This is a genomic window from Streptomyces sp. NPDC044719 (assembly GCF_056433405.1).
On sequence record NZ_JBWKHE010000005.1, the window covers coordinates 547667 to 560386 of the forward strand.

14 protein-coding genes are annotated in these 12720 nt (G+C 71.7%); 12 read left to right on the top strand and 2 right to left on the bottom strand.

Features of this window, described 5'->3' with window-relative positions:
• Nucleotides 1-28 precede the first annotated feature (28 nt).
• The 4 genes from AC07DF_RS22650 to AC07DF_RS22665 all read left to right on the top strand — a co-directional run bounded on the left by AC07DF_RS22650 (nt 29) and on the right by AC07DF_RS22665 (nt 3677).
• Nucleotides 29-400 carry a cupin domain-containing protein gene (locus tag AC07DF_RS22650; protein ID WP_478974093.1) on the top strand — a complete coding sequence of 124 codons (372 nt, stop codon included), beginning with the start codon at nt 29-31 and terminating at the stop codon, nt 398-400.
• A 97-nt stretch (nt 401-497) separates the two neighbouring features.
• A complete protein-coding gene (gene htpX, locus AC07DF_RS22655) occupies nt 498-1415 on the top strand; it encodes a zinc metalloprotease HtpX (RefSeq protein ID WP_478974096.1) in 918 nt (305 codons plus the stop codon).
• 8 nt (nt 1416-1423) lie between these two features.
• Entirely contained in the window at nt 1424-2008 is a 585-nt protein-coding gene (gene pspAB / locus AC07DF_RS22660) for a PspA-associated protein PspAB (RefSeq protein ID WP_478974656.1), read from the top strand.
• A gap of 40 nt (nt 2009-2048) precedes the next feature.
• Nucleotides 2049-3677, top strand: coding sequence for an alpha/beta fold hydrolase (locus AC07DF_RS22665; protein ID WP_478974099.1), 1629 nt, complete (start codon nt 2049-2051; stop codon nt 3675-3677).
• Between the two features lie 18 nt (nt 3678-3695).
• Here AC07DF_RS22665 and AC07DF_RS22670 read toward each other — a convergent pair whose 3' ends face one another.
• Complete coding sequence (locus tag AC07DF_RS22670) at nt 3696-4307, bottom strand: TetR/AcrR family transcriptional regulator (protein WP_478974102.1); 612 nt, start codon at nt 4305-4307, stop codon at nt 3696-3698.
• A gap of 94 nt (nt 4308-4401) precedes the next feature.
• Between AC07DF_RS22670 and AC07DF_RS22675 the strand changes: the two genes are divergently transcribed.
• Entirely contained in the window at nt 4402-5475 is a 1074-nt protein-coding gene (locus AC07DF_RS22675) for an aldo/keto reductase (protein ID WP_478974105.1), read from the top strand.
• Here the strand turns inward: AC07DF_RS22675 and AC07DF_RS22680 are convergent.
• The gene (locus tag AC07DF_RS22680) at nt 5463-5777 is read right to left on the bottom strand and encodes a hypothetical protein (RefSeq protein WP_382839553.1); all 315 of its coding nucleotides are present in this window, start codon (nt 5775-5777) and stop codon (nt 5463-5465) included. The genes AC07DF_RS22675 and AC07DF_RS22680 overlap by 13 nt on opposite strands.
• Nucleotides 5778-6005: 228 nt before the next feature.
• Between AC07DF_RS22680 and AC07DF_RS22685 the strand changes: the two genes are divergently transcribed.
• The 7 genes from AC07DF_RS22685 (at nt 6006) to AC07DF_RS22715 (ending at nt 12671) form a co-directional block, all read left to right on the top strand.
• On the top strand, nt 6006-6365 hold the full coding sequence (locus AC07DF_RS22685; protein WP_478974109.1) for an arsenate reductase family protein: 360 nt from the start codon (nt 6006-6008) through the stop codon (nt 6363-6365).
• Nucleotides 6366-6475: 110 nt separating this feature from the next.
• Nucleotides 6476-7204: an RlpA-like double-psi beta-barrel domain-containing protein gene (locus AC07DF_RS22690; RefSeq protein ID WP_478974112.1), complete on the top strand. Its 729-nt coding sequence runs from the start codon at nt 6476-6478 to the stop codon at nt 7202-7204.
• Between the two features lie 361 nt (nt 7205-7565).
• Nucleotides 7566-8597, top strand: a complete 1032-nt coding sequence (gene glnII / locus AC07DF_RS22695; protein ID WP_478974115.1) for a glutamine synthetase — start codon at nt 7566-7568, stop codon at nt 8595-8597.
• Between the two features lie 393 nt (nt 8598-8990).
• Complete coding sequence (locus tag AC07DF_RS22700) at nt 8991-9578, top strand: winged helix-turn-helix domain-containing protein (protein ID WP_478974118.1); 588 nt, start codon at nt 8991-8993, stop codon at nt 9576-9578.
• Nucleotides 9579-9653: 75 nt separating this feature from the next.
• The gene (locus tag AC07DF_RS22705) at nt 9654-10664 is read left to right on the top strand and encodes an NAD-dependent epimerase/dehydratase family protein (protein ID WP_478974121.1); all 1011 of its coding nucleotides are present in this window, start codon (nt 9654-9656) and stop codon (nt 10662-10664) included.
• Between the two features lie 103 nt (nt 10665-10767).
• Nucleotides 10768-12033 carry a sensor histidine kinase gene (locus AC07DF_RS22710; RefSeq protein WP_478974124.1) on the top strand — a complete coding sequence of 422 codons (1266 nt, stop codon included), beginning with the start codon at nt 10768-10770 and terminating at the stop codon, nt 12031-12033.
• Nucleotides 12018-12671, top strand: a complete 654-nt coding sequence (locus tag AC07DF_RS22715; protein WP_478974127.1) for a LuxR C-terminal-related transcriptional regulator — start codon at nt 12018-12020, stop codon at nt 12669-12671. The genes AC07DF_RS22710 and AC07DF_RS22715 overlap by 16 nt, the downstream gene beginning before the upstream one ends.
• Nucleotides 12672-12720 lie beyond the last annotated feature (49 nt).

Sequence of the window (12720 nt, forward strand, 5' to 3'; positions counted from 1 at the left end):
GACCAGGCGGCTGCTAGCGTCCCCGCGCGTGGACGACAGTGTGTACGTGGGCAACGCGGGTGCGGACGCCGCGCTGGACCGTGGGTGGATTCTCGGGCACTTCAAGGACGTCGGGGACCCCCGGCACAGCGAGGCCGTCGAGATCAAGTGGGGTGTTCATCCCCGGGGTGACGAGCGGGCGGAGTGGGTGCGGGGTGAGGGGCGGACCGCGCTGCTGGTGCTGATCAGCGGGCGTTTCCGGGTGGAGCTTCCCGGGCGCAGCGTGCTGCTGGAGCGGCAGGGGGACTACGTCGTGTGGGGGCGTGGGGTCGATCACTCCTGGGTCGCGGAGGAGGAGTCGGTGGTGCTGACCGTGCGGTGGCCGTCCGTGCCCGGGTACGCGGTGGGCGCGGGCGGCTGACGCCTTTGCCTGTCCTGGGGCCGATCACAACCCGTTCATGGGCGGGCCCGGGTGCACACTGGCAGTGGGACGAGTGCCTGACTGCGGGGTGATGCAGATGCACAGCCGCTTCCGGAGCGACCGGCGGTTGACCACCCGTATGGGGATCACGCTGTTCCTGCTCGGGTTGTTGTACGTGGGGTTCGTGGCGGCGCTGATCGTGCTGCTGAAGTCCTGGGTGCTGGTCGTGGTGGTCGCGGCGGGCCTGTTGGGGGCTCAGTACTGGTTCTCGGACCGGATCGCGCTGTACGCCATGCGCGGGCGGGTCGTGGAGCGGGAGGAGTTTCCCGAGCTGCACGGGGTCGTGGACCGGCTGTGTGCCCTCGCGGACATGCCCAAGCCGGTGGTGGCCGTGTCCGAGATGGACATGCCGAACGCGTTCGCGACCGGGCGGAACCCGGATCACGCGGTGGTCTGTGTGACGACCGGGCTGCTGCGGCGGCTGGAGCCGGCCGAGCTGGAGGGCGTCCTCGCGCACGAGCTGTCGCATGTGGCGCACAAGGACGTCGCCGTGATCACGGTCGCGTCCTTTCTGGGTGTGATCGCGGGGCTGATCGTGCGGTTCGCGTTCTACTCGCAGGTGTTCGGCGGCGCCAGGAGGGACCAGAACACGGCCGCGGTCTTCGCCGCGGTGATGGGGGTGGCCGCCGCCGTGTACGCGATCAGTTTCCTGCTGATCCGGGCCCTGTCCCGGTACCGGGAACTGGCCGCCGACCGGGCGGCCGCGCTGCTCACCGGCCGGCCCTCGGCGCTCGCCTCCGCCCTCACCAAGGTCTCCGGCGACATCGCCCGCATCCCGACGAAGGACCTGCGCACGGCCCAGGCGCTCAACGCCTTCTACTTCACCCCCGCGCTGGGCCGCGACCCCGGTGTCGCACGGCTCTTCTCGACCCACCCGAGCCTGGAGCAGCGCCTCGACCAACTGGGCCGGATCTCCGCCGAGCTGGGCGAGGCGGCGGCGCCCGGAGGAGTGTGAGCACGGACATGGGGCTGCTGGACATCCTGCTCGGCCGGACCAAGCCGGTCGCGGCGGATCTCGACCGGCTCTTCGCCCTGCCCTCGGCGGCCGTGACCCTGGAGGCCGCGGCGGGCTTCACCCCGACCGGGCAGGGCGCGGTGTGCTTCGCCACGGTCGAGGGCGCGGCCTTCGAGCAGACCCACCGCGAGGTGCAGGCCCTGCTGGACGCCGACACCGACCGCGACGGCCCACCGGTGGAACTGCGGCAGGACGACTACGGCTACTCCTGGCTGGTCTCGCACCGCGCCCCCGACCAGCTGCACGCGCTGGTGAACGACCTGCACGCGGTGAACAGCCAGATGGAGGTCAACGGCTTTGGCCCGCAACTGCTGTGCTCCCTGGCCGGGTTCCGGGACCGGGCCGGCCGGCGGCTCGCGCTGGTCTACCTCTACAAGCGCGGCACCTTCTACCCGTTCGCGCCCCTGCCGGACGAGGCGCAGCGGCGCGACAACGCGCTGGAGCTCCAGGTGCGGGCGGCCCTCGACGGCGACCTGCGGATCGAGCAGGATTTGGGCCGCTGGTTCCCGGTATGGGGAGCGCCCGGCCTCTGATAACCCCTCACGTGCCTGCGCGGCGTGAGTGAATGACCGTATGAGTGAGCTGGAGCTGGTCCCTTTCACACACACCACCGGCGGTGAACGACTCAGTGGGCTGTACGGCGGAGCCGGTGCGTCGGCGAGAGCGACCGCCGTGGTCCTGCACGGCGCGGGCAACGGCAGCAAGGAGCGGCTGATGCCGCTGCTGTCGGAGTTCGCCGCACACGGATGCCACGTCCTCGCCTTCGACTTCTCGGGCCATGGGGAGAGCACCGGCCGGCTGCCGGAGCTGAGCCTGCGCCGCCGTTTCGAGCAGGCCGTGTCCGTGATCGACGCGCACGCGCGCGGGGACGGGCCGCTGATCCTGGTCGGGTTCAGCATGAGCGGTCAGACGGTGGCCGATCTCGCCCGGCACTACGGGAACCGGGTGGCGGCCCTGGGGCTGTGCGCGCCCGCGGTGTACGCGGCCGAGGCGTGGGACGTGCCCTTCGGGCGGGGCGACGGGCGGTTCAGCGAGATCATCCGCCGGCCCGGCAGTTGGCGTGCGTCGCCCGCGCTCGACGCGCTGCGGGCGTACGAAGGGCGGGCGGTGCTCGCTGTGCCCGGCACGGACGAGGTCATCCCGCCCGCCGTGACGGAGGCCGTATCGGAGGCGCTGGCCCGGCGCGCCCAGTTCACCCACTGGGAGCTGCCCGAGGCGGAGCACCGGTTGGGCCTGTGGTTCCGCGACCGTCCCGACGACCGGCGGGTTTTCGTGACCGCTCTGCTGACCGGGCTCGGCGAGCAGGGCTGGACGGCGACCCGGGCGTGGGTGGCCAAGCAGCTCCCGGAGGGCCGTACGGTCGCCAAGTCGTCTTTTCTGAAGGGTGGCTGGAGCGCCCAGATGCGGCGGCTCACCCTCGACGACGGCACCGCCCTGGCCCTGCGGACCTTCGTGAAGCCCTTCTTCCGGCGGCACGCCCCCGGGCTGCTGGCCCGCGAGGCGGACGTGCTCACACTGCTGGCCGGGCAGGAGGGCGTGCCGGCCCCCGGCCTGATCGGCGTGGACGCGACCGCCGAGCACTGTGACCATCCGTCCCTGTTGATGTCCGTGCTGCCGGGGCGGGTCCGGGTCGACGAGGAGGACCTCGACGCCCGCGTGGAGCTGCTCGCGGCTCAACTCGCCGCGATCCACCGGGTCGTCCCCGAGGAGCGTCCGCGCGCGTACCAGGCGTGGACCTCGCCGACGGGCGTCCCGCCGGGCTGGGAGCGGGCCGTGGACGTCATCCGCCGCGATCCCCCGCCGTACGAGGGCTGTTTCCTGCACCGGGACTTCCACCCCGGGAACGTGCTGTTCACGGGCTCGGGGGCCGGTCTGCGGATCGGCGGTGTCGTCGACTGGGTGGAGACCTCGTGGGGTCCCGCCGACCTCGACGTCGCCCACTGCTCGACGGCGCTCGCGCTGTTGCACGGCCCGGAGTACGGCCTCGGATTCCGGGAGCGCTACGAGGCACACGGCGGCCGGCTCCTGGCCGACGGCCCGGACCATCTGTACTGGCGGCTGCTCGACGCTCTGGCCTACGTCCCCGACGCGGCGAAACTGGCGGTCCCCTGGCGGGAGCTGGGGCGGACCGATCTGACACCGGAGGTGCTGGGCGGGCGGCTGGAGGCGTATGTGGCGAGGCTGATGGAACGGTACGCCTGAGGCCGGGTCCTCAGAATTTCAGGCGCGTACGTACACGCCCGCGCGTGCCGCCGTCGCGGCTGCCTCGGCGGCCCGGTCGGCCGTGGCGCCGTCGAGCCGGGCGCCGCTGATCAGCAGGTGGTAGTAGAGCGGGGCGGAGACGGCACGGATCACTTCGTGCGTGTCGGTGCCCTCGGGCACCTCGCCCCGGTCGACGGCCTGCCGCACGCAGGGAGCCCATTCCCTGACGCGGATGTCGTAGAAGCGCCGCAGTGCCGCGGCCGTCTTGGGGTCGCCGGTGGCGGCGGCGATCAGCGCTTTGAAGAGCGGACCCTGCCGAGGGTCCGTCAGGGTTCGCTGCACGAGCCGGGCGTTGGCCGTCAGGTCGCCGAGCAGCGAGCCGGTCTCGGTGCGCGGCGCGGACTGCTCGGCCATGTCCAGCAGGAGGTCGGCCACCAGCCCGGTGACCGTCGCCCAGCGGCGGTAGACGGTCGTCTTGCCGACTCCGGCGCGGCGGGCGATGTCGGCCAGGTCCAGGCCGGTGAAGCCCTGCTCGGTCAGGGCGTCCTCGGCCGCCCTGAGCACCGCCTCCCGTACCCGCGCCGTGCGCCCTCCCGGCCGTACGGTCCCCGGCTCGCCTCCGTCAGCCATAACGGCACTCCCGTTCCATTAAGCGGTTCACCCTGCTACCTTAGTGACTGTTAACGGAACCACAGACCCGTTAACTGAGCCGAAAGGGGCCGAGATGGAATACAGGCGATTGGGCGCGTCCGGACTCATGGTTCCCGCGCTGAGCTTCGGAGCCGGCACCTTCGGCGGGCAGGGCCCGCTGTTCGGCGCGTGGGGCACGACCGACGCGCGGGAGGCCCGCCGTCTGGTGGACATCTGCCTGGACGCCGGGGTCACGATGTTCGACACCGCCGACGTCTACTCCGCCGGCGCCTCCGAGGAGGTGCTGGGGCAGGCGATCAAGGGCCGCCGGGACCGGGTGATCGTCTCCACCAAGACCGGCCTGCCGACGGGCGACGGACCGGGCGACGCGGGCTCTTCCCGTTCCCGTCTCATCACCGCCTGCGAGGACGCTCTACGCAGACTCGGCACCGATCACATCGACCTGTTCCAGCTCCACGCCTTCGACGCCGGGACGCCGGTCGACGAGGTACTGGCCGCGCTCGACACACTCGTCCGGGCGGGCAAGGTGCGCTACACCGGCGTGTCCAACTTCTCCGGCTGGCAGGTGATGAAGTCCCTCGCGGCCGCGGAGAGGCACGGACACCCGCGCTATGTGGCCCACCAGGTGTACTACTCCCTCGTCGGCCGCGACTACGAGTGGGAGCTCATGCCGCTCGCCCTCGACCAGGGCCTCGGTGCGATCGTCTGGAGCCCGCTCGGCTGGGGGCGCCTCACCGGCAGGGTCCGCCGAGGCGCACCGCTGCCGCCCGGGAGCCGGCTGCACCGCACGGCCGACTACGGACCGCCCGTTCCCGACGAGCACCTCTACGACGTGGTAGACGCGCTGGACGAGATCGCCGAGGAGACGGGCAGGGCCGTGCCGCAGATCGCCCTCAACTGGCTGCTCCAGCGGCCGACGGTGTCCTCCGTCATCATCGGCGCCCGCGACGAGCGGCAACTGCGCCAGAACCTCGGCGCGGTCGGCTGGGCCCTCAGCCCCGAGCAGGTGGCGAAGCTCGACGCGGCGAGCCACCGCCCGGCGCCGTATCCCTACTTCCCCTACGAACGCCAGGAGGGCTTCGCCCGGCTGAACCCACCGGTGTTCCCCGCGCCGGGAACACCGGTGGGCCGGCTTCAGCGCGCGTAGCGCATGAACGCCCGCACCATGTGGCACGTCGTGTCCGACGGCGGGTGGACGCCGATCTGCTCCGCCGCGCAGCGGATCGTCTCGTTACGGGCCTGGTTCGGCATGTAGACGCCGGAGTCGAGCAGGGCGATGGCGAGTCGCATCGCCTTGAGGCGACGGTTGTGCGTGACGTACCACTCGCGCGGCCGGCCCGGCGGCAGCGGCCGCTTCTCCACGGGCGCATACGGCAGGTCGAGCAGGACGGGACGCTTCGCGGTGGACTGGGTGGGCAACGGCTTCGACTTCAGAGCGGCAGCGGGCACAGGCATCCTCCTGTCGCGGGCGGGCGGCGCACCGAGTCCTCTGCGACCCCGGCGCCACCCTCGAACACTGCTTACAGTTTACCGCCCGGCACTGACAACGGGGAGTCCACCGAGAGCCACAAATGCCCTGGTGAGCAGGGAAATTGGCATCGCGTCACGGCAGGTCCGCGAGGGGCGCGTGAGTCGGCAGAAAATCGAACAGCGGCGGCAGCGAGTACCGTGCCCCCCATGGAGATCTGGATCAATCCGGCCTGTTCGAAGTGCCGTAGTGCCGTGTCGCTGCTCGACGCCGAGGGGGCCGACTACACCGTCCGCCGCTACCTGGAGGACGTGCCGAGCGAGGAAGAGATCCGTGGCGTTCTCGAGCGCCTCGGGCTCGAACCCTGGGACATCACCCGCACCGGGGAGGCGGTCGCCAAGGAGCTCGGGCTCAAGGAGTGGCCACGGGACGCCGGTTCGCGTGACCGGTGGATCAAGGCGCTCGCCGAGCACCCGAAGCTGATCCAGCGCCCGATCATCACCGCGGACGACGGTACGGCCGTGGTGGGCCGCACCGACGAGGCCGTGCGGGACGCCCTCTCCCGCTAGAACGACCCCGTGACGCAGGTCACTTCAGTGACTCCTGTAACCGCTGAGTAACTTCGTTCGGTATCTCGTACATAACGACGTACGCTCCCCTACCTCTTCAGGAGGCGCGCATGTCGCGTAGGAGAACTCTCGGCCCGAAGAAGAAGATCGCGCTGCTGGTGAGCGCGGTGACCGTGGCGGGAGGCGGGGCCTTCGTCATGGCGAGCACGTCGAACGCCACGCCGCCGGCCGCGCATACCAAGTCGGCGGCGGAGTCGACGGCCTGCCTGGGTCTCGCCACCGCGCTCGGCAACAACGAGAAGTTCATCGCGGACCAGAAGGCCAACCCCGACGCACAGTCGGAAGCCCGGATCGCCAACCGCGAGGCGGTCATCGAGGAGATCAAGCGGAAGCAGGAGGCGTCGGGGTGCACGGTTGGGGAGTCGGCTCAGGACTCCCAGGCCGCGCAGCCGTCGCAGCCCGCGCAGGGTGGTGAGCAGGCCGGCGGCGAGCAGGCCGGCGGCGGTCAGGACGCGGCCGGGGGCGCCGAGGCCTCGCAGCCCGCGGAGTCGGCCCCGGCGGAAAACGCCGGCGGTGGCGCTGCGGCCTCCGGGCAGCAGGTGTGCAACGGCTCCACCGTCACGCTCTCCGGCGAGGGCGGTGCCCCTGCCGCGTCGAGCAACCAGTTCCCGGTGGGCACGCAGCTGAAGGTCACCAACCTGGACAACAACAAGTCCACGACGGTGGAGGTCACTTCGGTCTCCGGCAGCTGTGCGCTGCTCAACAACGCGGCCTTCGAACAGGTGCGTGAGCCCGGCAAGTTCCTGATCCGCCGGGCCCTGATCGAGAAGGTGGGGTGATGCCGGACGGCCGAACGGGTCACTGAGGCGGCGGCCCACCCCTCGGCCGCCCCTCGTACGTGTCACCGGTCCTGCTGCTCCCGGCCAGGAGCAGCAGGACCGGCACGTCCGGGTCACAGGGGCGAGGGGGCGGTCACCGGCTTGACGGAGGGAAGCCGGTGACCGCCCCCTCGCCCGGGCGGAGACGCCCTCTCGGCGTGAAGTACGGCACAGGCACACCAGGTAACACGGGGTTCACATTCGAGCAATGGCCGGGAAATCGCCCGTTGACAGTCTGCCGGACAGTTGACGCGGCGCACCGGTGCCGCAGCGCCGCAGCACCCGCGATACGCGCCCAGACACACCCCGAAGGATGTGGCCCGTGACCTTCAAGGCTGAGTACATCTGGATCGACGGCACCGAGCCGACGGCCAAACTGCGTTCCAAGACCAAGATCATCGCGGGCTCGCCCGCCGGTCTCGACGCACTGCCGATCTGGGGCTTCGACGGGTCGTCCACCAACCAGGCCGAGGGCCACGCCTCGGACTGCGTCCTCAAGCCGGTCTTCACCTGCCCGGACCCGATCCGCGGCGGCGACGACATCCTGGTGCTCTGCGAGGTCCTGAACATCGACCTCACCCCGCACGCCAGCAACACCCGTGCCGCGCTGGCCGAGGTCGCGGAGAAGTTCGCCGCGCAGGAGCCGATCTTCGGCATCGAGCAGGAGTACACCTTCTTCCAGGACGGCTACCCGCTCGGCTTCCCCAAGGGCGGCTTCCCGGCCCCGCAGGGCGGCTACTACTGCGGTGTCGGCGCGGACGAGATCTTCGGCCGTGACGTCGTCGAGGCGCACCTGGACAACTGCCTGAAGGCCGGTCTCGCCATCTCCGGCATCAACGCCGAGGTCATGCCCGGCCAGTGGGAGTTCCAGGTCGGCCCGGTCTCCCCGCTGGAGGTCTCCGACCACCTGTGGGTGGCCCGCTGGCTGCTCTACCGCACCGCCGAGGACTTCGACATCGCCGCCACCCTCGACCCGAAGCCGGTCAAGGGCGACTGGAACGGCGCCGGCGCGCACACCAACTTCTCCACCAAGGCGATGCGCGAGTCCTACGACGCGATCATCACCGCGGCCGAGTCGCTCGGCGAGGGCTCCAAGCCGCTCGACCACGTCAAGAACTACGGCGCCGGCATCGACGACCGCCTGACCGGTCTGCACGAGACCGCCCCGTGGAACGAGTACTCCTACGGCGTCTCCAACCGCGGCGCCTCGGTCCGTATCCCCTGGCAGGTCGAGAAGGACGGCAAGGGCTACATCGAGGACCGCCGTCCGAACGCCAACGTCGACCCGTACGTGGTGACGCGTCTGCTCGTCGACACGTGCTGCTCGGCGCTGGAGAAGGCCGGACAGGTCTGACCTGTCCCGCACGCTCCCCGAGGCGCTCACCGTTCGCGGTGGGCGCTTCTGTGCGTCTGCCGCGCCGTCTGTGCGTCTGCCGCGGCGTCGTGGCTTGTCGCGCAGTTCCCCGCGCCCCTGACGGGGCAGGTGTCCAAGCAGTGAGAGGAGGGTCCCCTCGCGGGATCAGCTCTGCTTCAATGGAGTCATGGCCAGCCACCAGAAGTGCACCTCGACGGGTCGTCATGACCTCGAGCCCTTCTGGCCGTCTCGTCAGGACTACGACTTCGACCGGGTGTGTTGCCGCGCGGTGAACGCGCGGGCCCTGTAAAGCCGTAACCTTCCGGCCTTCGGCCAGCGCGAAACGACGTACGTATTCCCGACGGACCTCGCGCGCGAAAGAGCTGACCTCTCATGGCGACCACTCGTTCTCTGTCCACCGCCACCCTCGACACCGCTCCGGCGAACAGCGCCCGGCATCGGCTGCGTGCCGTCGACCGGGACGAGGTGGTGACCGTCGCGGATCTGCTGCCGCCGGGTGCCACCTGGCTTCCGGCGCCGCAGCACACGCTGCCCACGCTGCCGGGCCGGCCGCCGATGATCGGCTATCTGGTGCTCGTGCCGGCCGACCAGCAGCCGCCGTTCCCGGTGGCCGTGCCGGACCGTCCGGAGCCCGCCGCCCCCGAGGCCGGCCCGGAGCCGGGCGGCGAGCCGCTGATCCGCGTCGACACCGTGCAGCGCACCGCCCAGGTGGCCGGCCGGCCGCTCGACCTCACCTACCTGGAGTTCGAGCTGCTCGCCCACCTGGTGGCGCACCCGGGCCGGGTGCACACCCGTGACCAGCTGGTCGGCACGGTGTGGGGCTACGGGCACGTGGGCGACGGCCGCACGGTCGACGTCCATGTCGCCCGGCTGCGCCGCAAGCTGGGCGCGGAGCACCGTGACACGATCCGGACGGTGCGCCGCGTCGGATACAAGTACGTGCCTCCGGTGAGTCACTGAGCCGCCGGCCCCGGTCCGTCTGCTGACGGCAGATCCCCTTTCCGTCCCGCCGCCCCACCGGGCAGAGTCAGCGGCATGAGGCTACTGATGCTGGGTGGTACGGAGTTCGCGGGGCGGGCCGTCGTGGAGGCGGCCCTGCGCCGGGGCTGGGAGGTGACCGTCTTCCACCGGGGACGGCACGAGGCCCCCTCGGGCGCGCGGTCGCTGCTCGGCGACCGCACCGCGCCCGAGGGTCTCGCCGCCCTCGCCGACGACCCGGGCGAGTGGGACGTCGTCGTCGACACCTGGTCGGCGGCGCCCCGGGCGGTACGGGACACGGCGCGGCTGCTGCGGGGCCGCGCCCGCCGGTACGTGTACGTGTCGAGCTGCTCGGTGTACGCCTGGGCCCCGCCCGCCGGGTACGACGAGGACGCGCCCCTGGTGGAGGGCGCCGCGGCCGACGCGGAGCAGACCGCGTACCCGCAGGACAAGCGCGGCGGTGAACTGGCCGTGCTGGACGCCTTCGGCGAGGACCGGTCGGTGCTCGTCCGGGCCGGGCTGATCCTCGGCCCGTACGAGAACATCGGCCGGCTGCCGTGGTGGCTGGGCCGCATGGCGCGCGGGGGTCCGGTACTCGCCCCGGGCCCGCGCGAGCTGCCCCTGCAGTACGTGGACGTCCGGGACCTGGCCGAGTGGATCCTGCACGCGGCCGAGCGGGAGCTGAGCGGACCGTACAACCTGGCGAGTCCGCAGGGGCACGCCACGATCGGCGAACTGCTGGAGGCGTGCGTACGGGTCACCGGCGGCGGTGCCGAACCGCGGTGGACCGAGCCCGAGGTGATCCTGGAGGCGGGCATCGAGCCGTGGACGCAGCTGCCGGTGTGGGTACCACCGGGCAGCGACCTGCACGACGCCCTGCACAGCGCTGACGTCTCCCGGGCGGTGGCGGCGGGGCTGAGCTGCCGGCCCGTCGCCGAGACCGTGGCCGACACCTGGAGCTGGCTCCAGGCCATCGGCGGCACGGCCCCGCAGCGGCCGGACCGGCCGCGCTCGGGGCTCGACCCGGAGGTGGAGGCGAAGGTGCTCGCGGGCGACGGAGGCGTGTGAACGACCTCGCACCACCGCGCCTCGTGGGGTGTATGTAGCACCACCCCCTGACCGGGTGTTCCGGCCCAGTGACCCCGTACCCGCGCTCGGCGAGACTGACGCCATGACCATCGACACGAAGAGCGGGTACCGGGGAGCCAAGGGGCGGGGCGTCGCGCTCGCCGCGATACGGGGGCTGGGGGTGGCCCTCGTCTCGTTGCCGGGGGCGGTGTTGTGCTTCACCCTGTCGCTGGTGTCCATGGCGCTCATCCCGATCGGCGTCGGGCTCGTCACCACGCCGTACGTACTGAAGGGCGTGCGGGCGTTCGCGAACTGGCGGCGGGTGCTCGCGGCGGAGTGGGGCGGGGTGCGGATCCCGCCGGCGTACCGGCCGCTGCCGAAGGACGCCAACCCGTGGGCGGCCACGTTCGGGATGCTGCGCGACCCGGCGACCTGGCGGGACCTGATGTGGCTGCCGGTCGACATGACGGCCGGGTTCCTCACCGCGCTGCTGCCGGCCGCGCTGTGGCTGTACCCGCTGGAGGGCTTCGCGCTCGGGGCCGGGCTGTGGCGGGTCTTCCCCGACGGGTACTGGTACGGGTTCGTCAAGGTCACCGGGCAGGTGTCCGCGCTCGGTGCCGCCCTTCTCGGCCTGGTCGTCCTGTTCTTGGCGCACTTCCTCACCACACGGCTGATGGACGTCCACTTCCGGCTCACCCAGGCCGTCCTGGGCTCCGGCCAGGGCGAACTGGCCGAGCGGGTGCGGGTCCTGACCGAGACGCGGCGCGACGCCCTCGACACCTCCGCGGCCGAGCTGCGGCGCATCGAACGGGACCTGCACGACGGGGCACAGGCCCGGCTGGTCGCGGTGGGCATGGACCTCGGCACCATCGAGGCGCTCCTCGACAAGGACCCGGCCAAGGCCAAGGAACTGATCGCGCAGGCCCGTACGTCGTCCGTCGAGGCCCTGGCCGAACTGCGCGAGCTGGTGCGCGGCATCCATCCCCCGGTCCTCGCCGAGCGCGGTCTCGGCGACGCGGTACGGGCGCTGGCGCTGCGGCTGCCGGTGACCACCGAGGTGAGCGTGGACCTGCCCGGGCGGGCGGAGGCGCCCGTGGAGTCCGCCGCCTACTTCGCCGTCAGCGAGGTGCTCACCAACGCGGTGAAGCACTCGGAAGCCGACCGGATCTGGGCCGACCTGCACCACGCCGACGGGATGCTGCGGGTGTCCGTCACCGACAACGGCAAGGGAGGTGCGGTGATCGGCGCCGGTTCCGGACTCTCCGGAGTCGAGCGGCGGCTCGGTACATTCGACGGCGTCCTGGCCGTCAGCAGCCCCGCGGGCGGTCCCACCATGGTCACCATGGAGATCCCTTGCGCGTTGTCCTAGCCGAAGACCTCTTCCTGCTGCGCGACGGACTCGTCCGGCTGCTCCAGGCGCACGACTTCGAGATCGCGGCGGCCGTCGAGTCCGGTCCCGAACTGGCCGCCGCCCTGGCCGAGCTGGAACCGGACGTCGCCGTGGTCGACGTACGCCTGCCGCCCACGCACACCGACGAGGGGCTCCAGTGCGCGCTCGACGCCCGCCGCAAGCGGCCCGGCCTGCCGGTGCTGGTGCTCTCCCAGCACGTGGAGCAGCTGTACGCGCGTGAGCTGCTGGCCGACGGCAGCGGCGGGATCGGCTATCTGCTGAAGGACCGGGTGTTCGACGCCGAGCAGTTCGTGGACGCCGTACGGCGGGTCGCCGCCGGGGGTACGGCGATGGATCCGCAGGTCATCCAGCAGTTGCTGGCGCGCCGGTCGGGCGACGACCGGCCGCTGGCGCGGCTGACGCCCCGGGAGCGGGAGGTGCTGGAGCTGATGGCGCAGGGCCGGACCAACGCGGCGATCGCCGGCCGGCTGGTGGTGACGGAACGGGCCATCGCCAAGCACACCGCGAACATCTTCGCCAAACTGGGACTGGAGGTCTCGGACGACGACAACCGCCGCGTGCTGGCGGTTCTGGCGTATCTCGACCACGGCCGGTGAAAGCGGACCCGCCGGTTCACCGACTGTGGGGGATCAGCAACTCCTGGTA